Annotated in this window: 24 protein-coding genes and 1 pseudogene; 10 read left to right on the top strand and 15 right to left on the bottom strand. The window is 66.5% G+C overall.

From position 1 onward, the window contains the following. Positions 1-32: 32 nt before the first annotated feature. Positions 33-1,409: an HNH endonuclease signature motif containing protein gene (locus Q4G50_RS04790; protein ID WP_303376505.1), complete on the top strand. Its 1,377-nt coding sequence runs from the start codon at positions 33-35 to the stop codon at positions 1,407-1,409. Here the strand turns inward: Q4G50_RS04790 and glpK are convergent. From glpK to serS, 4 genes are read right to left on the bottom strand one after another with little or no spacing between them, the layout of a single operon-like run. After that, complete coding sequence (gene glpK / locus Q4G50_RS04785; protein ID WP_303376504.1) at positions 1,406-2,914, bottom strand: glycerol kinase GlpK; 1,509 nt, start codon at positions 2,912-2,914, stop codon at positions 1,406-1,408. The genes Q4G50_RS04790 and glpK overlap by 4 nt on opposite strands. A gap of 9 nt (positions 2,915-2,923) precedes the next feature. Next, positions 2,924-3,760 carry an HAD family hydrolase gene (locus tag Q4G50_RS04780; RefSeq protein WP_303376503.1) on the bottom strand — a complete coding sequence of 279 codons (837 nt, stop codon included), beginning with the start codon at positions 3,758-3,760 and terminating at the stop codon, positions 2,924-2,926. 3 nt (positions 3,761-3,763) lie between these two features. After that, positions 3,764-4,699, bottom strand: a complete 936-nt coding sequence (locus Q4G50_RS04775; protein WP_303376502.1) for a 1-acyl-sn-glycerol-3-phosphate acyltransferase — start codon at positions 4,697-4,699, stop codon at positions 3,764-3,766. A gap of 10 nt (positions 4,700-4,709) precedes the next feature. Further along, on the bottom strand, positions 4,710-5,969 hold the full coding sequence (gene serS / locus Q4G50_RS04770; protein WP_303376501.1) for a serine--tRNA ligase: 1,260 nt from the start codon (positions 5,967-5,969) through the stop codon (positions 4,710-4,712). A gap of 86 nt (positions 5,970-6,055) precedes the next feature. Between serS and Q4G50_RS04765 the strand changes: the two genes are divergently transcribed. From Q4G50_RS04765 to Q4G50_RS04755, 3 genes are read left to right on the top strand one after another with little or no spacing between them, the layout of a single operon-like run. Beyond that, positions 6,056-6,814: a GntR family transcriptional regulator gene (locus tag Q4G50_RS04765; protein ID WP_303376500.1), complete on the top strand. Its 759-nt coding sequence runs from the start codon at positions 6,056-6,058 to the stop codon at positions 6,812-6,814. Between the two features lie 12 nt (positions 6,815-6,826). Beyond that, complete coding sequence (locus Q4G50_RS04760; protein ID WP_303376499.1) at positions 6,827-7,843, top strand: septum formation family protein; 1,017 nt, start codon at positions 6,827-6,829, stop codon at positions 7,841-7,843. Next, entirely contained in the window at positions 7,844-8,191 is a 348-nt protein-coding gene (locus tag Q4G50_RS04755) for a metallopeptidase family protein (RefSeq protein WP_303376498.1), read from the top strand. On the opposite strand, the gene Q4G50_RS04750 is transcribed toward Q4G50_RS04755, so the two are convergent. Further along, on the bottom strand, positions 8,188-8,868 hold the full coding sequence (locus Q4G50_RS04750; RefSeq protein ID WP_303376497.1) for a histidine phosphatase family protein: 681 nt from the start codon (positions 8,866-8,868) through the stop codon (positions 8,188-8,190). The genes Q4G50_RS04755 and Q4G50_RS04750 overlap by 4 nt on opposite strands. Next, a complete protein-coding gene (gene pheA, locus Q4G50_RS04745; RefSeq protein ID WP_303376496.1) occupies positions 8,865-9,800 on the bottom strand; it encodes a prephenate dehydratase in 936 nt (311 codons plus the stop codon). Before pheA ends, Q4G50_RS04750 begins: the two co-directional genes overlap by 4 nt. A gap of 34 nt (positions 9,801-9,834) precedes the next feature. Between pheA and Q4G50_RS04740 the strand changes: the two genes are divergently transcribed. The 3 genes from Q4G50_RS04740 (at position 9,835) to Q4G50_RS04730 (ending at position 13,135) form a co-directional block, all read left to right on the top strand. Then, positions 9,835-11,043: an amidase gene (locus Q4G50_RS04740; protein ID WP_303376495.1), complete on the top strand. Its 1,209-nt coding sequence runs from the start codon at positions 9,835-9,837 to the stop codon at positions 11,041-11,043. Further along, positions 11,040-11,768, top strand: a complete 729-nt coding sequence (locus Q4G50_RS04735; protein WP_303376494.1) for a CPBP family intramembrane glutamic endopeptidase — start codon at positions 11,040-11,042, stop codon at positions 11,766-11,768. The genes Q4G50_RS04740 and Q4G50_RS04735 overlap by 4 nt, the downstream gene beginning before the upstream one ends. A gap of 170 nt (positions 11,769-11,938) precedes the next feature. Next, positions 11,939-13,135: an LCP family protein gene (locus tag Q4G50_RS04730; protein ID WP_303376493.1), complete on the top strand. Its 1,197-nt coding sequence runs from the start codon at positions 11,939-11,941 to the stop codon at positions 13,133-13,135. Positions 13,136-13,184: 49 nt separating this feature from the next. Here the strand turns inward: Q4G50_RS04730 and Q4G50_RS04725 are convergent, their stop codons facing one another. The 4 genes from Q4G50_RS04725 to Q4G50_RS04710 form a co-directional block, all read right to left on the bottom strand. Next, positions 13,185-14,099, bottom strand: a complete 915-nt coding sequence (locus Q4G50_RS04725) for a DUF5926 family protein (protein ID WP_303376492.1) — start codon at positions 14,097-14,099, stop codon at positions 13,185-13,187. A 43-nt stretch (positions 14,100-14,142) separates the two neighbouring features. Then, positions 14,143-14,856: a glycerophosphodiester phosphodiesterase gene (locus tag Q4G50_RS04720; RefSeq protein WP_303376491.1), complete on the bottom strand. Its 714-nt coding sequence runs from the start codon at positions 14,854-14,856 to the stop codon at positions 14,143-14,145. Further along, on the bottom strand, positions 14,857-16,716 hold the full coding sequence (locus Q4G50_RS04715) for a pyruvate kinase (protein WP_303376490.1): 1,860 nt from the start codon (positions 16,714-16,716) through the stop codon (positions 14,857-14,859). It abuts the gene before it with no gap. Between the two features lie 72 nt (positions 16,717-16,788). Continuing rightward, on the bottom strand, positions 16,789-17,742 hold the full coding sequence (locus Q4G50_RS04710; protein ID WP_303376489.1) for an L-lactate dehydrogenase: 954 nt from the start codon (positions 17,740-17,742) through the stop codon (positions 16,789-16,791). Between the two features lie 130 nt (positions 17,743-17,872). Here Q4G50_RS04710 and Q4G50_RS04705 point away from each other — a divergent pair, with 130 nt between their 5' ends. Then, positions 17,873-19,666, top strand: a complete 1,794-nt coding sequence (locus Q4G50_RS04705; protein WP_303376488.1) for an alpha/beta-hydrolase family protein — start codon at positions 17,873-17,875, stop codon at positions 19,664-19,666. Positions 19,667-19,771: 105 nt separating this feature from the next. Here the strand turns inward: Q4G50_RS04705 and Q4G50_RS04700 are convergent, their stop codons facing one another. Beyond that, the gene (locus tag Q4G50_RS04700; protein WP_303376487.1) at positions 19,772-21,469 is read right to left on the bottom strand and encodes an alkaline phosphatase; all 1,698 of its coding nucleotides are present in this window, start codon (positions 21,467-21,469) and stop codon (positions 19,772-19,774) included. Between the two features lie 102 nt (positions 21,470-21,571). Here Q4G50_RS04700 and Q4G50_RS04695 point away from each other — a divergent pair, with 102 nt between their 5' ends. Further along, the gene (locus Q4G50_RS04695; RefSeq protein WP_303376486.1) at positions 21,572-22,282 is read left to right on the top strand and encodes an HAD family hydrolase; all 711 of its coding nucleotides are present in this window, start codon (positions 21,572-21,574) and stop codon (positions 22,280-22,282) included. Here the strand turns inward: Q4G50_RS04695 and Q4G50_RS04690 are convergent. From Q4G50_RS04690 to msrA, 3 genes and pseudogenes are all read right to left on the bottom strand, one after another. Further along, positions 22,224-22,658: a hypothetical protein gene (locus Q4G50_RS04690; protein ID WP_303376485.1), complete on the bottom strand. Its 435-nt coding sequence runs from the start codon at positions 22,656-22,658 to the stop codon at positions 22,224-22,226. The two genes, Q4G50_RS04695 and Q4G50_RS04690, sit on opposite strands and share 59 nt — an antisense overlap. A 46-nt stretch (positions 22,659-22,704) precedes the next feature. After that, positions 22,705-23,319, bottom strand: a pseudogene (locus Q4G50_RS04685) (plasmid pRiA4b ORF-3 family protein). Beyond that, on the bottom strand, positions 23,316-23,969 hold the full coding sequence (gene msrA / locus Q4G50_RS04680; protein ID WP_303376484.1) for a peptide-methionine (S)-S-oxide reductase MsrA: 654 nt from the start codon (positions 23,967-23,969) through the stop codon (positions 23,316-23,318). The pseudogene Q4G50_RS04685 and the gene msrA overlap by 4 nt, the downstream one beginning before the upstream one ends. A gap of 137 nt (positions 23,970-24,106) precedes the next feature. Here msrA and Q4G50_RS04675 point away from each other — a divergent pair, with 137 nt between their 5' ends. After that, positions 24,107-24,706: a superoxide dismutase gene (locus Q4G50_RS04675; RefSeq protein ID WP_303376483.1), complete on the top strand. Its 600-nt coding sequence runs from the start codon at positions 24,107-24,109 to the stop codon at positions 24,704-24,706. Positions 24,707-24,760: 54 nt separating this feature from the next. On the opposite strand, the gene Q4G50_RS04670 is transcribed toward Q4G50_RS04675, so the two are convergent. Beyond that, positions 24,761-25,645: a LysR family transcriptional regulator gene (locus Q4G50_RS04670; RefSeq protein WP_303376482.1), complete on the bottom strand. Its 885-nt coding sequence runs from the start codon at positions 25,643-25,645 to the stop codon at positions 24,761-24,763. Positions 25,646-25,700 lie beyond the last annotated feature (55 nt).

Here is a 25,700-nt window from a genome sequence, read left to right as displayed (position 1 = left end):
ATCGAACACTAGATCGGGAGGGGGTGAGACCCATGACGAAGCCATCCTGGGCGGTACTGGACGAGAAGAACTTCCATTACTCGTACCGGATCGCCAAGGTGCGGGCCGAATATGAGATGTGGCGTTCAGCCCTGCCGATCACTGATGTCCTCAGCCATGAAGACTGGACGATGCTCTCCACCGTGCTCTACAGCGAACTCGGTGAGCCGAAACACCGACAGGCCCGCTTTCTCGACGCCCTGGAGTGCCTCGATCGCCTCCCCAAGGTCAAGGCCATGGTGGAGGAGACCTGGTTGCTGGATATGAACCAGCTCTCCGCCATCGAAAGTGCCGTGTGTGAAGCGCCGGTGGCAATCCAGGACGATGACTTCTTCTGGGAGGCCCTCGATGATGACCTCATGGATCGCTTCACCCCTTCGCGTCCCCGCCAGTTGACCCCGTCGAACTCGACGATCAGAAAGACCGTCAAGGCCACCATCCTCAGCTTGGAGGACGCCGCAATCCCTGACCCAGAGGTACCGGCACCCGAGGATGGTCCTACACCGTGCGAGAATCCCGGTGAGCTGCTTTCCTCCCTGCCCCCGGTCGAGGATCAGATCAATCTTTTGCAGGTCGAAGACCTGGCCGATGGGCAGGTGCGGTTTGATCTCACCGTCGACCAGGCCACCGGCACCCTCATCGCGGATGCGGTGAAAAAGGCCGCCGCTGAGCAGGAATGCTCCCAGGCCAACGCCATGGTCGGACTCATCCTGGGCCAGATCACCTCCACGGTGATCACCAACATCTACCGGGCCTCCGATGTCCCCGATGCCCCTGCCTTCCACGCTGATCGTGGGATCCTCACCCGCGAATCGACGGCCATCCTGGAGGAGTTTCTCACCAAGACCCGGGACATGGATGAGGCCCAGGACCTGGCTACCTTATCCTATGAGACCACCCCGGCAATCCGGGCGCTGCTCATCGGGCGTGATTGGATCTGCCGCTGGCCGGGCTGCAACCGCAAGGCCGTGGCCTGCGATGCTGACCACCGGATCAATCACGCAGACGGCGGGCCGACTACCGCAGCGAACATGATCATGCTGTGTCGGCATCACCACAACCGGAAGACTGACCGGCAGATCTTCTACCTCATCGATCACCCCACCGGGGATGTGTACTGGTTCCTTCCCGATGGCAGCTGGGTGGTCGATGAGGCCACCGGGCCGCTGGCCCCGAAACAGAAGCGCTGGGTGCAGACCTTCCACCAGCGGCGCCTGCGCCGCCGGGAACGCCTCGCGGCGCAAGCCGCCGCCGAGAGATACAACGCCTACCGCGGCATTATCGAGGCCCCACCAGAGCCCACCGAACCCCGCCACTACCTACCCTGGCGCAAACCACCCGATGTTCCACCCACCTACGTCGAGGCCTAATCCCAGTCCAGTGACCTTTCCACCGCCCGATTCCACTCCCCGACCAACTCGTCCCGGCGCTGCGCCGACCATTGCGGCTCCCATGCCTGATCGGGGGTCTGTAGGGAGCGGACCTCCTTCAAGCCGGACCAGTACCCGGCGCCGATGCCCGCGGCGAAAGCCGCCCCGAGTGCGGTGGTCTCAATGTTGCTGGGGCGCACAACCTCGGCGCCGAGGATGTCAGCCTGTAGCTGCATGAGGGTATCGTTCGCGGTCATGCCGCCATCCACCCGCAGGCTGTTCAGCTCGATGCCGGAATCGGCGACCATCGCCTCGACGACCTCACGGCTCTGCAGCGCGGTGGCTTCCAGGGCGGCGCGGGCGATATGGGTGCGGTCGGCGAAGCGGGTGAGACCGACGATGACACCGCGCGCATCCGGACGCCACCGCGGGGCGAACAACCCCGAGAACGCCGGGACGATGAACACCCCTCCGTTGTCGTCGGCGGCGATCCGCTCCACTTCCTCGGCGGAGCGGATGATCCCCAGCTGGTCCCGCAGCCACTGCACCAGCGAACCACCGACCGCCACCGAACCCTCCAGGGCATACACCGGGGATTCGCCTTCCTGCTGATAGAGAACGGTCGACAGGAGACCATGGTCAGAGAACTGCGGCTTCTCACCAGTGTTGAGCAGCAGGAACAAGCCAGTGCCGTAGGTGTTTTTGGCATCGCCGACTTCAAAGCACCCCTGGCCGAACATGGCCGACTGCTGGTCGCCGAGGACACCGGTGATGGGTACCCCGGCGAGGGTGCCGCGGCGACGGACCGCACCGAACTGGCTTAGCGACGGGCGAATCTCCGGCAGCACCTGCAGCGGCACCCCGATCTCGGCGCAGAGTTCCTCATCCCACTGGCAGGTGCGCAGATCCATGAGCAGGGTACGGGAGGCGTTGGTGACGTCAGTGGCGTGGACTGCGGGTCGGCCATCGTCACCCCGGGCGCCGCCGGTGAGGTTCCACAACAGCCACGTATCGATAGTGCCGGCCAACAGCTCCCCGGCCTCCGCGCGCTCCCGGGCACCATCGACATTGTCGAGGATCCAGGCGATCTTCGGACCCGCCGGATAAGAGTTCGCCAGCAAACCAGTGCGATCAAGCCAACGACGCGGATCCTCCCCGGCGATGCCAGCGGTGCGAGTGTCCTGCCACACGATGGCATTATGAATCGGCTTACCCGTCGCGGCCTCCCACACCACGGCGGTCTCCCGCTGATTGGTGACACCGAGGGCGGCGATGCGGTCCGGGGACACGTCAATGTCCACCATCGCGCTGGACACAGCCCGGCGGGTATTCGCCCAGATCTCCAGAGCATCGTGCTCAACCCAGCCCTGACGCGGCATGATCTGCCGGTGCTCATACTGGCCGGAGGAAACGACCTGGCCAGACTCGTCGATGATGACGCAACGGGTGGACGTGGTGCCCTGATCAATCGCCGCGACATATTGTTTCGGATGCGAAGCCGTCATGGGTTCATCCTAGAACCAGCGTTCCAGCACCTGCGCCAGGCCGGCTTCATCGTTGGTGCCGGTGACAAAGTCAGCGACATCCTTCACCGAATCGCGTGCGTTGCCCATGGCCACTCCGATGCCGGCCCAGGCGAGCATCTCAATGTCATTGGGCATGTCACCGAAAGCGATGACCTCGCTGCGGTCGATGCCGTGCATGGTGGCCAGGGTCGAAACACCGAGCGCCTTGGTCACGCCGGGGGCGGCGACCTCCAGCAACCCTTCGTTCATGGAGAAGGTGACGTGCGCGACGTCGGTATCGATGAACGGTGCGAGGATGTCGAACATCTCCGGCGCGCTGAGCCCCTCGTGGCGCAGGAGCATCTTCACCGCCGGCTCGGAGATGACCTCGTGCTCGGGGACGACACCGAAGGCTTGCTCCTCCCAGGTGTGGAGGAAATCAGGGGCGACGACAAACATCTCCTCCTCCGGGTCAAAGGCGGAATGCCCGACGCGTTCGCAGCCCACGGACACACCCCCCACTTCATGGAAAGCCTCGCGGGCCAGCTCCAGGACCTCGCTCATCGTGTCAGGAGTCAGGGTGTGGGAGGCGATGACCTGGTCATTCGCGGAGTCATAGACCACCGCCCCGTTGGCGGTGACACACACCGGCCGGATGGGCAGCTGGTCGAGCACGGGAAAGATCCAGCGATGCGGACGCCCGGTGGCCAAGGCCACCTCGGTCCCCGCCTGTACAGCGCGGACAATGACGTCGCGGACTCGCGGCAGAACGCGCTCCTGCGAGGTAATGATCGTGCCGTCAACGTCACTGGCCACCAGTTTCGGGGCCGGGCCGGGTGTCTCCATGGTTTATCTCCTGAGTTTTTCCTTCACCTTGTCAATGAAGGATCGTGCATTGCCGAGCTTCGCATCGGCGCGCTGGTCCAACCTGGCGGCAGCTTTCTTTTCCGCCTTAGCGATCTTCGCGGCTTTGGCTTCGGAGTCGATGCGGTCGGCGTCGATAAGCGTGGGCGCGGAACCACCATCCTCAGCGGGGATCCAGAACTCACCAGCTGGGAACGGGCCGTAGGCCCGGGCGTAGTCGTCCTGCACGCGGTCGAGCAGCACCTGCATGGCGTCCTTGAGGCGCGCGATCGCCGCATCGGGATCACCGGAAGGATCCACCGGCTCGCCGACACGAATGAACACCGGGGTCTTCGTGCGGCCGAGACGCTTGGGATGCCCCTTGGTCCAGATGCGCTGGGAACCCCAGATCACCATGGGGATGAGCGGAGCGTCCGCCTCCGCGGCGATACGCGCCGCACCGTTCTTGAACTCCTTGAGCTCGAAGGAACGGGAAATCGTGGCCTCCGGGAAGATGCCGACGAGCTGGCCTGCGCGGAGGCGCTCGACGGCGTCGATAAGCGAAGAGGCACCGGCGGAACGATCCACCGGCAGGTGATTCATGGCGCGCATGAGGGGACCGGCGACGGGGGCGTCGAAAATCTCTTTCTTCGACATGAACCGCACCAGCCGACGCCCGCGCAAGTGCGCAGGAATGCCGCCGAAGATGAAGTCGTAGTAGCCGGTGTGATTGACCGCCAGCAACGCCGGACCCTCCAAGGGGATATTCTCCGCGCCGAACACCGTCAGGCGGATGCCCTGCGCCTTCATCAGCGACTTCGCCAGCGGGATGATGAACCCGTTGTACGGGCGCTCCGTGGCCTCGACCGGGTGGTCGGGCACCTCGGTCAACCCACGCGGCACATAGAAACTCGCGCGCTTGGTGAACGGTCGCTTGGCCATGTCTACTCCCCTACTTCTTCGGTTCGAGGATATCCTTGCCCACGAACGGGCGCAGCGCCTCCGGAACAACGACGGAACCGTCCGCCTGCTGGTTATTCTCCAGGATGGCAACCAGCCAGCGGGTGGTGGCCAGCGTGCCGTTAAGGGTCGCGGCGATCTGGGCCTTGCCATTTTCGTCGCGGTAGCGGGTTTGCAGCCGACGGCCCTGGAAGGTGGTGCAGTTCGAGGTGGACGTCAGCTCGCGGTAGGAGTTCTGGGTGGGCACCCACGCCTCGGTGTCGAACTTACGGGCCGCGGACTGGCCGAGGTCACCGCCGGCGATGTCGATGATGCGGTAGGGCACCTCGACGGCGGAGAGCATGTCGCGCTCCATATCCAGCAGCGCCTGGTGCTGGGTGACGGCGTCCTCCGGCTTGCAGTAGACGAACATCTCCAGCTTGTCGAACTGGTGGACGCGGATAATGCCGCGGGTGTCCTTACCGTAGGAGCCCGCTTCGCGGCGGAAGCAGGAGGACCAACCGGTGTACTTCACCGGCCCCTGGGACAGGTCGATGATCTCGTCCTTGTGGTAGCCCGCCAGCGCCACCTCGGAGGTGCCCACTAGGTAAAGGTCGTCGCGCTCGAGGTAGTAGATTTCCTCCGCGTGGTCGCCGAGGAAGCCGGTGCCGGCCATGATCTCCGGGCGCACCAGCACCGGCGGGATCATGAGCTGGAAACCGGCGGCGCGGGCCTTCTGCGCGGCGAGCATCATCATGCCCAGCTGCAGGAAAGCGCCGTCGCCGGTGAGGTAGTAGAAGCGGGCGCCGCCGACCTTGGTGCCGCGCTCCATGTCGATCAGCCCCAGGGAGGTGCCCAGCTCAAGGTGGTCCTTGGGCTCGAAATCGAACTCGCGCGGCTGCCCGACGTGCTCCAGGATGACGAAGTCCTCCTCGCCGCCAGCGGGTGCCCCCTCGACGACGTTGGACAGCTGCATCTGCAGCTCCGCCACCGCTGCCTCGGCGGTCTTCTGCGCCTCCTCGGCCTCCTTGACCTTGGCCTTGAGCTCATTCGAGCCCTCCAGCAGGGCGGGGCGGTCCTCCGGGGCGGCCTGGCCGATCTTCTTGCCGAAGGCCTTCTGCTCGCCGCGCAGGGCGTCGGCATCGGAGATCGCGGAGCGGCGCTGCTCGTCGGCGGCGATGAGCTTATCGACGAGCGCCGGGTCCTCACCCCTGTTCACCTGGGAGGCGCGGACGACGTCGGGATTCTCGCGGAGGAATTTGAGATCAATCACGCATACGAGCCTACCGCGCAGCGCCCGCCGAGGTGCCGTGACCTGCGCGCGTGACTGGTCATAACCACCGGCGTAGAATGGTCGCTATGGCCGCAGCGTCTCCCACCCCCCAGTTGCCCGCCACCCCGATCACGGACGGGCCGAAACCCAAACACGCACAGCTCCGCGCGATCCTGGAGGAGCTGTGCACCACCCAACTGCACCCCGGTGATCTGCTGCCCGGCGAGCGTGTCCTCGAGGAGACCTACGGCGTCTCGCGCATCACGGTGCGCCGCGCCATTGGTGATCTAGTGGCCAGCGGTCGCCTCCGGCGGGCGCGCGGGAAGGGCACGTTTGTGGCACCGAATCCGCTGGTCTCGCGGCTACATCTGGCGTCCTTCAGCTCGGAGATGGAGGCACAGGAGGTGTCGGCGACGTCGAAGATCCTACTCTCGGAACGCGCGGTCGCCCCGCCGGAGGTGGTGGAGTTCTTCGGCTCCGCCCCGGTCACCCCGCACACGCATTTACGCCGTCTGCGCCTAGGCGACGGGGAGCCCTATTCCATCGATGACGGCTGGTACAACGCCGATCACGTGCCCGATCTGCTGGAGAATGACGTCTACAACTCCGTGTACTCCATCCTGGACCGGCATTATCACGTGCCGGTCACGGAGGCGGATCAGGTGGTCACGGCCGTCGCCGCGGATGAGCAGCAGGCCCTGCTTCTCGACGTCGCGCCCGGCACCGCCCTCCTTCATATCGTGCGGTATTCCCGCTCCGGGATGGTGCCGGTGGAGTGGTGTTCTTCGGTCTACCGCACCGACCGCTACCGGCTGAACACCCGCGTGACGCGGGCGAGCGAGTAGGATTCGAGGATTATGACGACACGAACCGCACGTTCCGCGGCAGCTGTGCGCACGGGCCTGGTGGCCGCGCTGGCTGCCGCCGTCGCGGTCGGCTCCTATGGGTTTGTCTCGGAGTCGACCACCCAGGCCAATGGCGCCGACGGGGGTTCCGCTGTGAGCAGCGTCGCCGAGCCCGAGAACGGCACCGAGAACGGTGTTGCGCCGTTCACCACCGCCGATGTCGGCGCGTGCTTGACCTGGGATATCGCCGAGGACGGCACGGTGAGCAACTTCGAGCAGGCCTCCTGTGAGGGCGAGCACCGTTTTGAGGTGTCCGCCCGCGAGGATCTGGCGACTTACCCGTCCTCGGAGTTCGGTCGCAACGCCTCAATGCCGGATCTCACCCGTCAGGCGCAGTTGCGTGAGGAGCTGTGCCAGACCCCCACCCTGCGCTATTTGGGTGGACGTTTCGACCCGGTGGGCCGCTACTCCATCGCCCCGATTCTCCCGCCCGCGGAGGCGTGGGAGGCGGGTGACCGCACGATGCTGTGCGGCATCCAGTCCACCGATCCGGCCGGCCTGCCGATGCTGACCACCGGTGCCGCGGCGGAGCAGGACCAGGCGGTCGTGGCGCAACCGGGCGAGTGCGTCTTCGTGGACAATTCTCGCTCCCTGCGCATCGTCGATTGTGCAGAGGAGCATCACCTGGAGACCACGTCGATAGTGAATTTGGCGGAAGTCTTCCCGGAAGGCACCCCGAGCGTGGAAGATCAGGATCGCCACCTGCAGGACGTGTGCACCCAGGCCGCCATCGGTTATCTCGGCGAGGAGGAGAACCTCTATCAGTCCACCTTGCAGCCCTATTGGGGCACGTTGGGGCAGGCCTCGTGGATCGGCGGTTCCCGTTCCGTGAACTGTTCACTGTTCCACCCGCGCGAGGAGGGCGGGTTCTCCACGCTGACTGGCAGCGCCCGGGAGGGGCTACTCATCGACGCCGAGCCCCCCGCCGAGCAGCCCCCGCGCAATCCCCTGCGCGAGGAAGTTTCCTAGATGGTGGACGTCAGCGATGAGGTCTTCGAGGACATGGTCAACGACGCCCTCGACCAGATTCCGGACGAGTTCGCCCGGCAGCTACGCAACGTGGCAATCCAGGTCACGGACTACAACGAGGAACACCCCACCTACCTGGGGCTGTATGTCGGGGTGTCACTTCCGCACCGCACCCACCACCACACGGGTTTTCTTCCCGATGCGATCTTCATCTACAAGGAGGCCCTCAAGCGCTACGCCCGCTCCGAGGAGGACCTGCGGGAGCAGGTGAAGGTGACGGTCTTCCATGAGGTCGGCCACTACTTCGGCATGGAGGAAGAGGACCTGGAGAGGTTGGGCTGGGGCTAGATCTGGTGATCCAGGTCCGCCCAGCGGATCAGGTCCCACTTGCCGAAAGGCTTCTCTCCCGGCTCCAGCACGATGAAACGACAGTTACCCAGGTAGCCGGCGAAGGCGAAGTCCGGGTCGACGCTGGCAGCGTGGGCCGCCATGGTGCGGATCGCCGCGCCGTGGCTGACCACCAGCACGTCCTGGTCAGTGGCCAGGTGCTGCAGGACCAGGTTCTCCATGACGGGCCGGTAGCGGTCCATGAGCTCGAGGTAGGTTTCACCGCCCGGGATGCGCGCCTGCGCGTCCGAGCTCAGCCAGCCGCGCAGAGCGGTGGCATAGGAGTGGTGGGAAGCGTCATCAGAGAGCATCTCGTGATCGCCGGCGAAAATCTCGTGGAGGCCTACCTCCACGTCGATCGGGATCTCACGTTCCCGCAGGCCAGCGGTCTGCTCGAAGGCAGTCATGGCGAGCAGCGCGGTCTGCTGGGCGCGCAATGCCACCGAGGACACCACCGCCCCGAGACGCCCCGGGGAACCTCCGCCGGCCTGGCAATAATCAACGAGCTCGATACCGACATTCCACGCCTGGTTGCGGCCGGTATCGGTAAGTTCCGCCCCTGGTGGGCGGGTATCCAGCTTGCGGGCGACGTTGCTGTGGGTCTGCCCGTGACGCAGCAGGATCAGCCGTCCGCTCATGCCCGTCCCTCCCTGGCAGCGAACACCCAATCGGTGGCGCGCTCGAGGCGGGCGTGGTCGTCGACGGCCGTCTTTTCGGAGCGCTCCGGGGTCGGCCAGGAACCGAGGTAAGTGATGTCCTCCGCGCGCAGCCACAGGGCGCGCAGGGCCTCGGCGACGGGCGTGTCATCGATGTGTCCGACGAGGTCAACGTAGAAGTGGTAGGTGCCGAACGCCTTGCGCGTGGGGCGCGACTCAATGCGGCTGAGATCCACGCCGCGCAGCGAGAACTCCGTGAGCGCGCCGACGAGGGTGCCCGGCTCATTCGGCAAGGTGAACACAACGGTGGTCTGGTCGGCGCCGGTGCGCGGGGTAGGCACCCCGCGCGGGCCAACCGCCACGAAACGGGTACGTGCCCCGGCGACATCGGCGACATCCTTGGCCACCACGTCCAGCCCGAACAGTACGGCGGCGCGATCCGGGGCGGCGGCCGCATCCGCGCGCCCCTCCGCGACGTTCTGCGCGGCCGCGGCATTCGAGGACGCGGGGACGAACTGGGCGTGCGGCAGATGCTCCGCCAGCCACTGCCGCACCTGCTGATGCGCCACCGGGTGAGTGGTGAAGGTCTGCACATCCTCCAGCCGGGTGCCCGGACGCAGCATGATGGAGAACGCGATCTCGATCTCCAGCTCGTGGTAGATCTGCACCCCGCCAGCTTCCACCAGCGCGTCAAAGGTGGAGGTCACAGCCCCGTCGACAGAGTTCTCGATGGCCACACACGCGAAATCCGCCCGCCCGGCGCGCACCGCGTCGAGCGCTTCGCGCGGGGAGTTGACCGGCAGCTGCGTCACCTCGCCGGGGCCGAACGCGCCGGCGTCCTGGAAGCGGATGAGCGCGGCCTCAGTGAACGTGCCCGCGGGGCCGAGGAAGGCGACGGTGGTGGTCTCAGTCATGACTGCCAGCCTATCTAGTCGTATTCTGGTCCGCATGACCATGTCCCTGCTGGCCCTCGCCGCTCAGTTGCGCTCCGGTGAACGCTCAGCGGTGGATGAGGTGGAGGATCTCGCAGCAAAGGTCCAGCCCGGGGACGGGTTTTCCCACCTGGCGTTGGAGCAGGCGCATGAGCGCGCGCAGCGCCTTGACCAGCAGGTGGAGCGGGGTCCTCTCCACGGGCTGCTGCTGCCGGTCAAGGACCTGGCGAATGTGGCGGGCATGCCCACCACCTTTGGTTCCGCGCGCCGCACCCGCCTCGCGGAAACCACCGATCTACTTCCCGCCGCGCTCCTCGATGCTGGCGCCATCATCCCCGGCAAATCCCACACCGCCGAGCTGGGCCTGATGATCTACACCGAACCACCTGGCCTCGACGCTCCCGATAACCCCCTGTGGCCAGGCCGAACCCCGGCCGGTTCCTCCGGGGGTGCGGCCGCGCTGGTCGCCCGCGGCCTGGTACCCGCCGCCCACGCCTCCGACGGCGGCGGCTCCATCCGCGTGCCAGCTGCCGCCTGTGGCGTGGTCGGGTTCAAGCCCTCCGCGCCGCGGCTGGCAGTGCAGGGCTTTCTCACCCGTTCGCTGATCGACGCCGCCTTCCTCCTGCACCTTAACCCCATTGCGGGCCGCCGCCGGATCGGGGTGCTCACCGAGCCGTTGTTCGCGGGCGCGGCGGTGGATGAGGCGCACCTGCAGGCGGTGGCCGAAGCTGCTGGGCGGCTATGCAAGGCCGGGCACGAGGTGGTCGAGGTCCACCCTTATCCGGACGCCGAGGTTACCTTTGCGGCCTTCCGCACCATTTTCACCGCCAAACTTGCTGGACTGCCGGGTCCCGCGGAGGGGCTGGTCGCGTGGCTGCGGGCGCATGGCCGCGCCGTCACCCGACGGTGCCTGGACCAGGCGAACAGCCATGCCGATCGCCTCGGCCCGTATCTCGCCGACCATTGGGACGTCGACGCCCTCCTCACCCCCATGACCACCACCGATCCGCCACCCATCGGGCACTTCGCGGCGATGGACCCGGAGGAGAACTTCCTCGCCCAGACCCGCTGGTCGCCCTGGGGATCGCTGTTCAACATGACCGGGGCCGCCGCGGTCTGCGTGCCGTGGGAGCTACCTGGGCGCCCGCCCGTCGGCGTGCACCTCGGTTCCATCCGCCTCACTGATGCCGAGCTCCTCGCCCTGGCCCAGGAGTTGCACACGTGACCCGCCAGCGACTGTGGACCGAGATCCTCATCGTCCTCGCCGTGAGCTTCGGCATTTCCGGGGTGCGCGGGCTGCTGCGCCTGGCCGATGCCCTACTGGACTCCCGCCCGCTGTCCGAGCAAAAGATCACCCTCCACCAGTCCTTATCGAATGCCCCCTGGATCGACCTCGGCCTCCAGCTGGCCTCGGCCGGCACTCTCTTCGCCTACGGCGCCCTGGCCTTGTACTTGCTGGCCGGGCAAGTGCAGCTCCCCCGCCCGCGCTGGTCGGATATCGGTTGGGGTGCTGGCCTGGCCGCCATCATCGGAATCCCCGGGCTCGCCTTCTACGCCACGGCCCTGCACCTGGGCCTGACCCGCGAAGTGGTGCCCACAGCACTCACCCATCCCTGGACCGAGATACCCGTCCTGCTCACCTGGTCCTTCGCCAATGCCTGGGGCGAGGAGATCGTCGTCGTCATGTACCTGCTCACCCGCCTGCGACAGCTCGGATGGGGACTTCCGGCGGCACTCGCCTTCTCCAGTGTGCTCCGTGGCTCCTACCACCTCTACCAGGGGGTGTCCGCCGGTTTCGGCAACATCATCATGGGCGTGCTCTACGGCTGGTTCTACTGGAAGACCGGCCGGGTGTGGCCGCTGATCATCGCCCACTTCCTCATTGACGCCGTCGCCTTCGTCGGTTACGCCGCCCTCGGCGGGGACCTCACGTGGCTGGGGATCGGATAGGGATGTCACAACGGTTCTTGAAGATTTTCACGCCTCTGACATGACCTGGGATTCCCGCGGAGCGATGTCATCCTCAAGAACCGTTGTGACACCACTCAGCTATCCGGCCACTCCCCGACCGTCTTGCGCTCATTCCGACTCCTGGTCTGCCGAGGACTAGTCTTATCCCCATGCATGAACGTGACCCCCGCCGACGGCAGGACCCTCCCCGCCGCCAGCCCGGCCGTTCCGCCGACCCCCGCTACTCCGGCGACTATGTCCTCGGTCGCGATGGCAAGCCGCTGGTCGACCGCTACGGCCGACCGGTACGCAAGCGCGCCCCGCAGCGACCGCCACGTCGGGAACCGCAGCGACCGCCACGTCGGGAAGCAGCTCCGCAGCAATACATTCCGCCGCGTCGGGAGGAGCCGCTGTACCAGCCTGCTCCGGCGAGCTACCGACCGCCGGCACCCCGCCGCCGAAAGAAGCGTTCTTTCGGCCCGTTGAAGATCCTCGGCGCACTAGTCGCCATCATGCTGGTTTTGGCGCTGTCGATGATGCTGTGGGCCGACGCCCAGCTCAATCGCGTCGAGGCGCTGCCAGAGCAGCGAGTGCCCAACACCGCAGGCACGAACTGGCTGCTCGTCGGTTCCGATTCGCGCGTGGGCCTCGACCAAGAGGACATTGACCGCCTGGGCACGGGCGGCGATGTCGGTGTCGGGCGCACCGACACCATCATGCTGCTGCACATCCCGACCGTCGGCGAGGCCCGCCTGGTGTCCCTGCCGCGTGACTCCTACGTCACGATCCCCGGTTACGGCGATGACAAGATCAACGCCGCCTTCACTTACGGTGGCCCACAGCTGCTCACCACCACCGTGGAGAACACCACCGGCCTGCGCATCGACCACTACGCCGAGATCGGGATGGGCGGCCTGGCGAATGTTGTCGACGCCATCGGCGGAGTACAGCTCTGCCCGGAGCAGCCCATCAACGATCCGCTGGCCAACCTGGACATCCAGGCCGGCTGCCAGACTATGGACGGCGCCACCTCCCTGGGATACGTGCGCACCCGTGCGACCCCGATGGGCGACCTCGACCGCGTCGACCGCCAGCGCGAGTTTTTCGCCGCGCTCATGGACGAAGCCACCGCCCCCAACACCTTGCTCAACCCGCTGGAGTTCTTCCCTCTGGTGACGAACACGGCGAACTCCTTCACCGTGGGCAAGGGCGATCACGTGTGGAACCTCGCCCGCGTCGGCCTGGCCATGCGCGGCGGAGTGTCCACCGAAACCGTGCCCGTCGGCGGCTTCGCGGATACCGCGGTGGGCAACGTCGTCCTGTGGGACCAGGCGGGCGCGCAAGCCCTGTGGGAGTCGATGAAATAAGAAAAGAGTGCGCAGCTGCGCACTCTTTTTAACCTCTGAGCTGCGATGACTAGCGGATGGTCACCTGACGGGACTTGATGTTCTGCAGCTGCTTGCGCTCGTCGGCGCTCAGCTGCTCATCGTTGGACACCTCGGCGGTGACGGCCTCGGAGACGCGGGTCAACTCTACGCCGTAAGAATCGTGGGCGACGGAGGGATCGAGATCGAAAACGGGCACGATGATGCCGTGGGTGCGGAACACACCGGCGAACTTCGTGCCCTCACCGAGGTTGAGCTCGCCGCGGGCAGCGACGCGCGCCAGGGCGTTGAGCAGGCCGTCCTCATTGTCGTCGGGGCGCACCCAACGGATGTGCGCCTTGCCGCCGCCAGGGTTGACCCACCACACGGCGCCGGGGATGTCGGTGTCCACGCGGTGGGACTCCACGACAGCATCGTTGGCCTGCTTGAGGGCCTGCGCGGTGACGGGGTCGAGCTGGGTGTCCTCCGGCATCCACCAGTTGAAATCCTGGTACTCGGTGATCTCCAGCTCGGCGTCGGCGGCGATGAGCTCGCTCAGAGCCGGCTGGGAACCGTCGGCCACGCCCTGCTCGAGGGTGGCACCGGCGGCGGCATCGCGAACCCAGGCCAGCGCAAAGGCCAGATCGCGGCCCGGGTTCTGGGAGGGGATGCGGGTCTGCAGTGCCACGAATGCCGTGGTGCCATCCTCACGGACCAGGGCGGCGGCGCCACCGGGCAGGACGGTGGCGATGTAGACGTCGCGGTCGGTACCGGCGACAGCGACCTTGGCGGTGGCGGCAGGGACGAACTCCTGCAGGGCGATGAGATCAGCCTCGCCGCCGATACCGGCGTAGGGGCGGGCGTCCTTCTCCAGAGCGGCACGCTCGGCGGCGCGGGCGGCGAGCTTCGCCTGGCGGCGGCTCATGCCCTCGGGCAGGTTCTCGTTCTTCTTGTTCTTCTTGGCCATGGGCTCAAAGATACCCTTAGGCGGCATCACCCAGAGGTATACCTCAGCCGCCAAGTACCTCCAGCGCCAGTGTCACCTCGTCGGTGGCCATGAGGTCGACACCGTTGTCACGCGCCCACAGCATGTCCTCCGGCTCGTTGACGGTCCACATGTAGGTCGGCAGCCCCTGCTTGCCAATAAGATCCGGGCGCCGCTTCGCCCGCCACAGTGACACTCCCAGCCCGGTCGGCTTACCGGGGTGCGCGTCGAGGGGGTTGGCCCAGCGTTCGTACTTGCGGCGCAGGTGGAAGCGGTCGACCTGCGGTGCCAGTCGCTTCATGCGCACCACGGCAGCCGCCGAGAAGGTGATGACGTGGATGCGCGGATCATCCAGCATGCCGGCGTGCTGCAGCACGCGCACGACCTGTTCCTCCACCATCGGCCCGTAGCGGGAGGGGTGCTTGGTCTCGATGTAGAGGTGCTTGTCGGTCGCCTTCACCATCTCCAGAAGCTGGGGCAGGGTGAGCACGGACTGCGGCAGTTCCTCGGTGCCGAAGTTGAACTCCCGCAGCGCGTCGAGCGTCATGCGGGACACGCGCCCGCGGCCGTCTGCGACGCGGTTGATGATGGGATCGTGGACGACGACCATCTCCCCGTCGTGGCACAGGCGGACGTCGCATTCGACGCCGTGGATCGGCATCTCGAGGGCACGCTCGAAAGCTACCTCGGTCAGTTCGGGGTACTTCGCGGAGTATCCGCGGTGGGCAATGATCTCCATTTATCCATTCTCAGGCATCCAGCTGCCGATTTGTCGCAACATCTGCCGATTCTTGCGCTGGGAGCGTCCCAGCTTGGTGGACAGGGTGTGCAGGATGCGGATGGCATCGGTGATGTGCGGGCCCTTGTTGAGCATGACGGCCTCGGAACGCAGGGCATAAGCAGCGTCGGTGATTTCGGCGCGGGTCGGCAGACCGGACTTGGCCAGGCTTTCCAGCACCTGGGTGGCCATGACGACAGGCACGTGCGCGGCTTCGGCCATCTGGGCGATGAGGCGCGGGACTTCTGCCATGCGGTCGAAACCGAGCTCAACGGCCAAGTCACCGCGGGCGATCATCACACCCAGGTTGGGGTGGCGCATGCCAGCGAGGAGGATCTGGGCGAGGTTCTCGTAGGCAGGGATGGTCTCGATCTTGAGCACGATGCCCAGCCCCCGCACACGCTCGGGATCCGCCGCAGAGGCGGCGATCTCCTCGAGGGTGTCGAGCACGAAGGCGACGTCGTCGATGTCGCGGATGAAAGAGACGTTGGCGATGTCCCCGTGCTCGGCCACGAAACGAAACGCCTCGATGTCCTCCTCCGTCAGGCTGGGCAGCGGGAGGACGGTCTCGGGCAGGTTAATGCCCTTGTAGGCGGCGAGGTTGGTGCCGTTCGGCCCGGCGTAGACGATCTCCAGTTCCACGTCGGTGTGCTCACCGTTTTCCCGCTTATCGACGGCGCGTCCGGCGATCGATCCATCGTCGAAAAGCACGCGCTGCCCGACTTCGATGGCGCGGACGGCCTCGGGCAGGGTGCAGCTGATGCGCGGGGTCCAGCCCGGCGCGGGGTTGGCGGGGGCCGGGTCGTCGGTGAGGATGAGGGTGTCGCCGACGTGGAGGCGCAGCTTCTGCTCGGTGGCTGGGACGCCGGAGACGCGGGACTTGGTGTAGTCGCACTGCAGCAGGGTGGAGTTGGTGATGTAGGCGTTCTGCTGGCCTTCTGCCAGCACGCCGCCGTCCTGCAGGCGGGTGACGGTGAACTTCCGCTTGGAGTCGCGGTTGTCGTAGAGGTCGATGATGTCGCCCTCGGTGAGGTCTTCCAACCAGGGGCGTTCGACGCGCAGCGGGAGGGCGGGGCGGCCGGGGAGGTCGGAGGGAACGGGGATCTCGGGCCCGTCGTTGGGCGTCAGCCAGAGCTTGGAGGGGGTGAGCACCAGGCCGGTGTCCAGGCGGGTGACACGTGCGCGGCCGACCTCGGGGCCGGGGGCGATCTGCCCGGTGCGCACCTTCGGGCCGGCCAGATCCATGGCCACCTTGATCTCGCGGCCGTATTCGGCGGCGGCGGTGTGGACGTGGTCGATCATGCGCTGCCACGCCTCGGGGCCATCGTGGGCGCAGTTGATGCGGGCCAGCTCCATGCCGGCCTCGACGAAGCCGCGGACCATGTCCAGATCTTCGGCGGCCTCCGTGGGAAGGGTCACCATGATGCGGGAATGGGTCTCATCCGAGGATTCGCCGAAGAGTGCGGTGGCGTGGTCCTCGAGGATGTCGTCGGCGCGTGCGAAGGCGTCGCGGACCTCAGCGCCCGTGTATTTCAGGGCCTCGCCGTTGTAGGCGGAGAGCACGTTGCGCGCGGCCTGGAGGCGGGCGAGGACGGCGGGCTCGGCCGTCGATAAGCGAGTCGCCCCGATGGAAGCCAAACCGCCCTGCACCGCGCGGATATCGTGCTGGCGCAGTTCGGCGTAGTGCACCAGGTTGGTGGCGCCGTTGCGGTGGTTGTCAGCCACCAGCGTGATCGCGTCGGCCTCCCGGTTTTCCTCCGCCCGCACGGCGTCGATAAGTCCGTCGACCTCGGTGATCAGTTCCTGCAGCCTGGCTTCCACGGCCGTCCTCCCGCTCAGTGTCAGTGGTTCCCCCCACATTGTGCCTGCGGTGGGGCGGTTCGGCATCTTGAGTCACTGCGCCGGGAAGAACTCCTCCTTGATGGCGCGCAGCGTGGCGGCGGAGTGGGCGAAACGCTCCTGCTCATGTTCATTGAGCTGGAGTTCCACCGCGCGGGCGATACCGGCGCGGTTGATGATGGCCGGGGTGCCGATGTAGAGGTCATGCTCCCCGTACTCGCCCTCCAGGTACGCGGAGACCGGCAGGGCGACATCCTGGTTCTGGATGATCGCCTTGGTGATGCGCGCCAGGCCCATGCCGATGCCGTAGGAGGTGGAGCCCTTCGCGTCGATGATCTCGTATGCGGCGTCGCGGGTCTCCTCGAAGATCTTCTCAATGCGTTCCGCAAATCCCGGCTCGTTTTCCACCCGGGAGTTGAGGGTGACGCCGGCGATGGTGGCCGAGGAGACCACCGGCAGCTCCGTGTCGCCGTGCTCGCCGATGATGTAGGCGTGGATGGAGGTCGGCGAGGTCTGGGCGATCTCGCCCAACATGAAGCGGTAGCGGGCGGAATCGAGGACCGTGCCGGAGCCGATGACCTGGTGGTGGTCGAGGCCGGAGTAGCGCCACACGCCATAGGTGAGGATGTCAACGGGGTTGGTGGCGACGAGGAAGATGCCGTCGAAGCCGTTATCCATGACCTCGTCGGTGATGGCCTTCATGATCTTCATGTTCTTGTCCACCAACTGCAGGCGGGTTTCACCGGGCTTCTGGGCGGCGCCGGCGCAGATGACCACCATGGCGGCGTCGCGGCAGTCGGCGTAGGTGCCCTCGGTGACGCGGGTGCGGGAGCTGGACCACACGACGCCGTGGTTGAGGTCCATGACGTTGCCGCGGAGCTTCTTCTGGTCGATGTCGATGATGGCCAGGTGGTCGACGGTTCCCTGGTTCACCAGGGCGTAGGCGTAGGCGACGCCGACGTCGCCGGCTCCGATGAGTACCACTTTGTTTCCGACTGCAGTGCGCATGGGGTCTCCAAGCTTTCCGATTGTGTCTGAGTATGTCGTGTGGGTTCGGACTACTTCTATTATTGCCCTTTCCGATCGGACATGCAGTGTGTACTGCGCCACCGTCGGTTCTCTGCCAGAATCAGCGGCTATGAGGGTCCTGCGCCGTTTCCTGCTCCCCGCCGCGGTCGGAGCACTCAAGGGCATTGCCTTCGGGCTGGAGGTGGTCAACGATCTCACCCCCGGTTTCCGCATGGCCCGCCGACGCCGCCTGCCGGAGACTCTCGGTGCGGGGGTGCTGGGCGCGGAGATCGCCACGTGGTGGGCGATCTCCCCTTCCCTGCTGCCGCGCCCCTGGTGGGTGACGGCCGCGAATGTGGCGTTTGTGCAGGGTGCCGGCCACCTGACGGCGACGGCGCTGACCTATCCGTTGCGACGCCGCTGGTCACCACGTGCATGGTTCTGGGCGAGCGCGGGCCACACGGTGATGGCCGGAATCACGGTGGGTGCGGCGGTGTCGAGCCTGCGCCGCCAGAAACAGCAGGCCCGGCTAGTGCGGGTGAACAAACGCGGCCGCACACACGCGCTCGCCGGTGGCCTGGTGGGCACCGCCGGTTACGGCGTGCTTCTGCTGCTTGGCGACGCCGCCCAAGCCACCGTCGATCGCCTCGGCTCCCGCTTATCCCGGTGGATGCCCCTGTGGGTGGCGTGGCCGCTGGCCGCGGGCGGTCTGACGTGGCTGGCGCTGGTACTCAGCGACAAGGTGCTCATCCGGCGCTTTCTTAACCGCATCTCCCGGCACGCCTTTGAGCTGAACAAGTCGGTGTTCCCGGGGTCGATGATGCCGTGGGAGCCGGAGCGCTCCGGTTCTCCCTGGTCGCGGGAACCGTGGTCGGCGGTGGGTTCCCAGGGGCGGGCGGTGCTGTCCCTGGGCCCGCGAGCGCGTGACATCGCCGAGGTCACCGGCCTTAAGGAGGTCCACGAGCCGATCCGGCTCTATGCCGGGTTGATCCCTGGGCGGTCCGTGGAGGGGGCCGCCCGCCTGCTGCTGGCAGAGATGGACCGGACCGGCGCTTTTCGACGCGACACCATCGTCGTCCAAACCACCGCCGGCACCGGTTGGGTCACCGACTGGTCTGTCGGCGCCGTGGAGTTTCTCACCGGGGGCAATTGCGCCACCCTGGCGATGCAGTACTCCTACCTGCCCTCCCCCTTCGCCTATGTCGTCGACCGCGAGACCCCGGTGCGCGCCGCCCGTGCCCTCATATCTGCGGTTTCGGAGCGCCTGGCGCAGATGGACCCCGCCGACCGGCCGCGCTTTTTCGTGGCCGGGGAATCCCTCGGGGCCTACGGCACCGCCGCCGCCTTCGAGGACCTGGCAGATCTGCTCGCGCGCACCGATGGCGCCCTACTCTCCGGCGCACCCCGCTTCACCCGCCTCATCCGCACGTTATCCGCCGCGCGCGACGCCGGCTCTCCCGAGCGGTTGCCCACCGTCGATGGTGGGCGCCACGTCCGCTTCGCCGCCACCCCGCTCCACCTGCAACAAGACCACTTCGGGATGCCCTATCGACATCCTTGGGCTTACCCGAGGGTGGTCATCGCCCAACATGCCTCCGACCCCATCGTCTGGTGGTCCCGTGATCTTTTCTGGCGCCAACCCGACTGGCTCCGCGAACCCGGCTCGCGCGGAATCCCCGCACCCCGCCCCCAACGTCTCGACGTCTTCCACGGCATGCGTTGGGTGCCGTTCGTCTCCGGGTGGCAGGTGGGCCTAGACCAACTCAACTCCCTGGCCGTACCTGGCGGCCACGGGCACAACTACCACGCGGAGATGCTCTGGTACTGGGACGGCGTCCTCGGTGACCACGCCGCCATCCGCATGAGCCATGACCTGCAGCGCCGCGCCACCGCCTTCATCCGCAATGACTCGATCAAGCGCTGAGGCCGCGATGTAAGATTTTCAGGGCCCCGGCGCCTGGCGCACGACAAAACCCCAGGTCAGCCTCCGTCAAAATCAGTCGCGGCCTGAAAATCTTACATAGGGCTCTCAGCTGACCTGCGCGCCGTCGTAAAGCATGGTCGGACCAGCAACGACGGGGGAACCGGCGACGGTGACATCGCGCACGCGCTGCCACGACATTTCCACGCCCGTGGGCCGGACGGTGAGTAGCGCATAGCCATGTGAGTCGAGGTCGACGTGGCGAATGTGGGGGTTGTGCGCGAGGACGTGACCTTCGGCGGTCTGCGAGACGGGGTTGTCCTCCGCAGCACCGAGGAACTCATCGACGTTGGCGGCAGTGACAGACGAGCAGACAAGCTCCGCGGCAATCACCCGGTCGCCGTGCCAGATGTGGTTGGCCCATTCGGAGTGGATGTCGCCGGTGAGAAACACGGTTCGTCCGTGCGGGTGCCTATCGGCCAGCTGCGCGAGGAGGCGCTCCCGGTCGGCGACATAGCCGTCCCATTGGTCGACGTTGACGGGGGTGCCGGCGACATCCAGGCCGACCATCTGCGCGAGCTGGGTGCGCAGCCCCGGGTCGATGTTGACGAGGTTGAGCGGGGCCATCATCACCGAGGTACCGATAAGATTCCACGTGGTGGTGGCGGTGGCCAGGCGCCCGGAGAGCCATTCGAACTGCTCGGATCCCATGATGGTGCGGTCGGGGGCGTTGCGGGCGGCGGGCTGGAGCATGCCCGGCGCGCTGCGGTAGGAGCGCAGGTCGAGCATGTGCAGTTCGGCGAGGCGTCCGAAGCGCAGGGTGCGGTAGATGCGGCCGCCGCAGGAGGGGGCGGTGCCGCGGACGGGGAGCCATTCGAGGTAGGCCTGCATGGCGGCGTCGCGGCGGGTTGCCCAGTCGCCGTGGAAGTCGGAGTGCCCTTTGGCACCGCCGGACCAGGCGTCGTTGGCGATCTCATGGTCGTCCCAGGTGACCACCCATGGTGCGGCGGCGTGGGCGTCCTGGAGTTCGACGTCGCGGCGGTAGTTGCCGTAGCGGGAGCGGTAGTCGGCGAGCGTGCGGATTTCCCAGGTGGGCACGTGTGGGCGCACGACGCCGTATTTTCCGGCGTAGTGCCCGGAGGCGTATTCGTAGATGTAATCGCCCATGTGGACGACCACGTCGATTTCCCCGGCTTCCGCGCGGCGGGCGATGTCGGCGTACGCGGAGAAGTAGCCAGCCTCGAAGTTCGCGCAGGAGCACACAGCTAAAGACAGCTTATCGACGTCCGCCCCATCCCCCGGTGCCGTCCGCGTCCGGCCGACCCGCGAGATTCGTCCCGCGTGTTCACCGTCGAGGACGGTGAAACGGTAGTGGTAGACCGTGTCGGGTTGCAGGCCGAAGGGGTCGACGTGGACGGTGTGGTCGTGCGTGGCGGTGGCGGTGGCGGTGCCGGCACGGACGAGTTGCGTGAACTCCGGATCGGCTGACACCTCCCAACGCAGCAGCACATCGGGGCCGTGGCCGGAGCCGGGGACGCACTCCGGGGAGGGGGTCACGCGGGTCCACAGGATGACGGAGTTCGGCACCGGATCCCCCGAGGCCACCCCATGCATGAACACGTGGTGTTCCTGGCCGGTGTAGGGGTGCGGGGCGTGGAGGGCAGCGAGGTCCGCGTCATTCCAGGCCTGCACGTCGGAAGCGCGTACGCGGGCCAGCGAGCTGGGGGCGGCCACGGCGGCACCCGCGATGAGGGTGCCCTGCAGTAGGCCCCGTCGCGTGATCTGGTGCTCGCCTAGTTGCCTCACGGCGCTCATTATGTGCCCTGGCCTGCACCGGTGCAGCCCGTGCCGCCAAGAATTCACCGTGGCTTCATAAAGGTAAGAACACCTTCACATAAGGTGTGATCCATGCAACTTCCCGCGCTGCTCGACGGCGTTCTCTTCGACCTCGACGGCACCCTCGTCGACCATGACCACGCCGCCCGCCTCGGCGTCAACGCCTGGGCCGCCACCCTCGGGTTGCAGGGGGATCAGTGGGCTCGCTGGGCGGACATCGAGAGGCGCTGGTTCCGGGCCTTCGAGGAGGGGCGTGTCAGCCACCTGGGGCAGAGGGTGGAACGCTGCCGGGAGTTCATCGGACGTCCAGAACTCAGCGACGAACAGGCCCTAGCCATGTACGAGGACTACCTCGCCGTCTACCGCGCCAACTGGCGGGCCTTCCCCGATGCCCTGCCCTCCCTGCGCCAGGCCCTGGGCCGCGGGCTGAAGGTGGGCATTTTCACCAACGGCGCGGAAGAGATGCAGCGCGCGAAACTCGAACGCACCGGCCTGTGGCTGAAGGGCATGATCATGTGCGCGACCGTGGAGCTCGGCGCCCCGAAGCCGCAGCCGGAGTCCTACCGGGCGGCGCTGCGTACGATCGGCACCACCGCGAAGCGCACCCTCATGATCGGCGACTCCCTCCCCAACGACGTCGACGGCGCACGGCGGGCGGGCTTACACGCGATCCATGTGGATCGGACGGGGAAGAGCGCGGCGTCGATAAGCAGCCTCGACGAGATCAAGTGGTCAGCACGAGATGACGTGCCAGATACGACACCGCCCGCTCGCGCTCAGTGAGTGAGTCGCGGGGCGCAACCCGCCAACTCTGATAGGCCGCACCGAAGGCAAGGAGCTCTAACAGGTTGCAGGTGGCACTGTGCGGGAAAGGAACCGGGAAGAGAGGGCTATCGGTCCGCCAACCAGCGGCACCCAGCAGTCCCTGGGCCAGATCCGACCATTCATGGGCCGGAGTCTCCGCGCCGACCGCAGCCAGGTAGAACCACGCGGCGTGGGTCTCGAATTCTTTCCGGGAATCCGGCACCGCCTGCTCGGCCTGCTGCCAGATCAGGAGGGGGTCGACCAGGGCATGCTCTCCCAGCTTCGTCAACTCCAGGCGACCCTTGTATTTACTCGCCGGTGGGACCTGCTCGGCGGTCCAGATGTCCGCGCTCAACAGGCGGAAGATCTTTGCCGCCCTGTCTTGCGGGATCGGCGGACCACTACAGACGGCCTCTCCGGTTGGACGCGACGTATGTCCAGAAGCTCATTGACCTCCTCCGGGTCGAAGTGGTCCGGGTCCCAGGCCGGGGCGATCCACTCCTCCAATTCCGCCGGATCCAGGTACTCGGAGTCGAAGGAACGCGGGGCACACCGCCGCAGTCCTCGGGCGGGCACGCTCTGCGGCCACCGATGCAGCGCGGGGCCGAAAGCGTCTCCGGCAGCACCTTCTCCACCTCGATGGTGTGGTCCCATCCGTCGCCGAAGTCGTATTCGTAGCGCAGCTTGTCACCGACCTTGTGCAGAACCTGGTCGACGCGCACCTCGAACTCGCTGATCCCCTCATAACCCTCGGACAGGTCATAGTCGGTGAGGAACTTGCGCCGCTCATACACCGTCCCCTGGAAGAACTTGTGCAGATGACTGTGCCCCCACCCCATGGCGTACTACAGGAGGAGGTGGAACTCGTGGAGCCCCATGGGCCCCGGCACGAGCAGGCGACGCCACACCGGCGGGTGGGTGTCATTGAGGGCGACGCGCACCTGAAAGCTCACCGGGGATGCCGGGGGCTCGCTCACCTCGGGCGCCAGCAGCGGAAAATCCCAGGCGAAGTTCATGATCCCTCCGGCAGCCGGCAGGCCACCCCGGTCGAGTGGTGCGGGCAGTAGCCGTGCGGCACCTTGTGCAGGTACTGCTGGTGCTCGTCCTCGGCGAGGTAGTACTCGTCCAGGGGGGCGACCTCGGTCGTCACTTCGCCGAAGCCCTGTTCCTGCAGGTCGGCGGCATACCTATCGACGATCCCCTGCACCCTCTCCGCCTCCTTCTCATCCGTGGTGTAGATGGCGGAGCGGTACTGGGTGCCCACGTCGTTGCCCTGGCGCATCCCCTGCGTGGGGTCGTGGTTCTCCAGGGCCATAGCCACGAGCTGATCTAAGGGGATGCGCTCCGGGTCATAAACCACCCGGACAACTTCGGTGTGGTTGGTCTTGCCGGAGCACACCTCACGGTAGGTGGGGTTCGGTGTGACGCCCCCGGCGTAACCGACGGACGTGCCCACCACCCCCTCGGTCTCCCAGTACATCTTCTCTACCCCCCAGAAGCAGCCGATACCGATGACTACCGAACGCTGCCCCTCCTCCCACGGGCCAGTGAGCGGCGTACCCAGGACCATGTGTGGGCGTGGGTGCGGCAGGATCGGGGTGTCACGGCCGGGCAGGGCCTCGTCGGCGGGCACCAGAGCAGGGGTACGTACAAACATCCAGGACATGTCATCCAGGGTACGCACCCCGGCCATTACGCAACACTTTCGTTGCCAAATCCCCATTTTGTCCTATCATGGTGGCAGCGCGCCTTTCGTCTGTACAGTCGATGGCGCACACCGTTAGCAACAGAAAGAGGATCACCATGGCTGTTTACACCCTTCCCGAGCTTGACTACGCATACGACGCTCTCGAGCCGCACATCTCCGCCGAGATCATGGAGCTGCACCACTCCAAGCACCACGCGACCTACGTCGGTGGCGCCAACGCTGCTCTCGAGGCTCTCGAGGAGGAGCGCAACGGCGAGGCCAACCCGGACAAGATCCGCGCCCTGTCCAAGAACCTGGCCTTCAACCTCGGTGGACACACCAACCACACCATCTTCTGGAAGAACCTGTCCCCCAACGGCGGCGGCGAGCCGACCGGCGAGCTGGCTGAGGCCATCGACCGTGACTTTGGCTCCTTCGACAAGTTCAAGGCACACTTCACCGGTGTCGCCATGGGCATCCAGGGCTCCGGCTGGGCCGTCCTGGGCTTCGACCACATCGCAGGTCGCCTCATCATCCAGCAGCTGACCGACCAGCAGGGCAACATCTCCGTGAACTTCACCCCGCTGCTCATGCTGGACATGTGGGAGCACGCTTTCTACCTGCAGTACAAGAACGTCAAGGCTGACTACGTCAAGGCTGTCTGGAACGTCTTCAACTGGGAGGACGTCGCAGAGCGTTTCGCTGCTGCGAAGTAACTTCCTGCTTTTCGACGCGCCGCCGTTCCCGCCCGGGACGGCGGCGTTTCCATGTCAGCGTCCCATGACGAAGCGCCGGAACTGGTCGACGGGCGGGGCTTCCTGCGCCCCGGCCCGCCACACGAGGCCGAGTTCGCGATGCTGCGGGGGATCAAGGGGTCGGAGGACGATGCCTTGCGGGGCAAGGTAGGGATCGTCGAGGGGGAGTAGTGCGACACCGAGTCCCGCGGAGACGAGGCCGACGACGGTGGTCAGCTCCATGGACTCGAAGACGAGTTGCGGGGTGAAGTCGAGGTCGGCGGCGATGCGGTCAAGCAGCATGCGGGTGCCGTAACCGGGGAGCATGCCGATGAAGGGTTCCGCGGCCGCCTCGCGCAGGTCGATGGGCCCCTGCCCGGCGAGGCGATGGCCTTCGGGGACGGCCAGCGCCAGGCGTTGAAGCTCAAGTTGGTGCCAGCCGAGGGTGCCACCGGCCTCGGCGGGGCGGGGGCCGACGAGGGCGACGTCGGTGGCGTCGGCAAGCACGCGGTCGATGAGTGCCCGGGACGCTCCTTGATGGAGCTGGAAGTCGACGCCGGGGTGGAGGGCGCGGTAATCGCGCAGCAGGTCAGGGACCATCCAGGTCCCGAGTGAGTGCATAAAATCCAGGCGCACTGTGCCGCTTTCGGGGTCCATGAGGCGGGCGACTTTGGCGCGCCCTTCGGCCAGCTCGGTGAGGGCGGAGCGGGCGTGCGGGAGGTAGGCGCGGCCGCGGGCGTTGAGCACGAGGCGGCGGCTGAGGCGGTCGAAGAGTTCGGCGCCGACGACTGTTTCGACGCGGCGAATGCGTCGACTGAGGGTGGGCTGGGGGATGCCCAGGGCCTGGGCAGTCTCGGTGAGGTGACCGGATTCAGCGACGGCCACGAATCCCCGCAGGTCAGCGGCACTCGCATCATACATGTATGAATCGTATCAGCTAGAGCTGTTTGCGACATTTTACACATGATGCCCGGTG

It is taken from the genome of Corynebacterium sp., from assembly GCF_030538285.1.
In the GTDB taxonomy this organism is placed as follows: Bacteria; Actinomycetota; Actinomycetes; order Mycobacteriales; family Mycobacteriaceae; genus Corynebacterium.
This window is presented reverse-complemented; position numbering and strand designations above follow the sequence as displayed.

Excerpts from the sequence above, each read along its gene's own strand:
- Q4G50_RS04790 (WP_303376505.1), top strand. The coding sequence starts at position 33 with ATGACGAAGCCATCCTGGGCGGTACTGGACGAGAAGAACTTCCATTAC.
- glpK (WP_303376504.1), bottom strand. The coding sequence starts at position 2,914 with ATGACGGCTTCGCATCCGAAACAATATGTCGCGGCGATTGATCAGGGC.
- Q4G50_RS04780 (WP_303376503.1), bottom strand. The coding sequence starts at position 3,760 with ATGGAGACACCCGGCCCGGCCCCGAAACTGGTGGCCAGTGACGTTGAC.
- Q4G50_RS04775 (WP_303376502.1), bottom strand. The coding sequence starts at position 4,699 with ATGGCCAAGCGACCGTTCACCAAGCGCGCGAGTTTCTATGTGCCGCGT.
- Q4G50_RS04765 (WP_303376500.1), top strand. The coding sequence starts at position 6,056 with ATGGCCGCAGCGTCTCCCACCCCCCAGTTGCCCGCCACCCCGATCACG.
- Q4G50_RS04760 (WP_303376499.1), top strand. The coding sequence starts at position 6,827 with ATGACGACACGAACCGCACGTTCCGCGGCAGCTGTGCGCACGGGCCTG.
- Q4G50_RS04755 (WP_303376498.1), top strand. The coding sequence starts at position 7,844 with ATGGTGGACGTCAGCGATGAGGTCTTCGAGGACATGGTCAACGACGCC.
- Q4G50_RS04750 (WP_303376497.1), bottom strand. The coding sequence starts at position 8,868 with ATGAGCGGACGGCTGATCCTGCTGCGTCACGGGCAGACCCACAGCAAC.
- pheA (WP_303376496.1), bottom strand. The coding sequence starts at position 9,800 with ATGACTGAGACCACCACCGTCGCCTTCCTCGGCCCCGCGGGCACGTTC.
- Q4G50_RS04740 (WP_303376495.1), top strand. The coding sequence starts at position 9,835 with ATGACCATGTCCCTGCTGGCCCTCGCCGCTCAGTTGCGCTCCGGTGAA.
- Q4G50_RS04730 (WP_303376493.1), top strand. The coding sequence starts at position 11,939 with ATGCATGAACGTGACCCCCGCCGACGGCAGGACCCTCCCCGCCGCCAG.
- Q4G50_RS04725 (WP_303376492.1), bottom strand. The coding sequence starts at position 14,099 with ATGGCCAAGAAGAACAAGAAGAACGAGAACCTGCCCGAGGGCATGAGC.
- Q4G50_RS04720 (WP_303376491.1), bottom strand. The coding sequence starts at position 14,856 with ATGGAGATCATTGCCCACCGCGGATACTCCGCGAAGTACCCCGAACTG.
- Q4G50_RS04710 (WP_303376489.1), bottom strand. The coding sequence starts at position 17,742 with ATGCGCACTGCAGTCGGAAACAAAGTGGTACTCATCGGAGCCGGCGAC.
- Q4G50_RS04705 (WP_303376488.1), top strand. The coding sequence starts at position 17,873 with ATGAGGGTCCTGCGCCGTTTCCTGCTCCCCGCCGCGGTCGGAGCACTC.
- Q4G50_RS04695 (WP_303376486.1), top strand. The coding sequence starts at position 21,572 with ATGCAACTTCCCGCGCTGCTCGACGGCGTTCTCTTCGACCTCGACGGC.
- msrA (WP_303376484.1), bottom strand. The coding sequence starts at position 23,969 with ATGTCCTGGATGTTTGTACGTACCCCTGCTCTGGTGCCCGCCGACGAG.
- Q4G50_RS04675 (WP_303376483.1), top strand. The coding sequence starts at position 24,107 with ATGGCTGTTTACACCCTTCCCGAGCTTGACTACGCATACGACGCTCTC.
- Q4G50_RS04670 (WP_303376482.1), bottom strand. The coding sequence starts at position 25,645 with ATGTATGATGCGAGTGCCGCTGACCTGCGGGGATTCGTGGCCGTCGCT.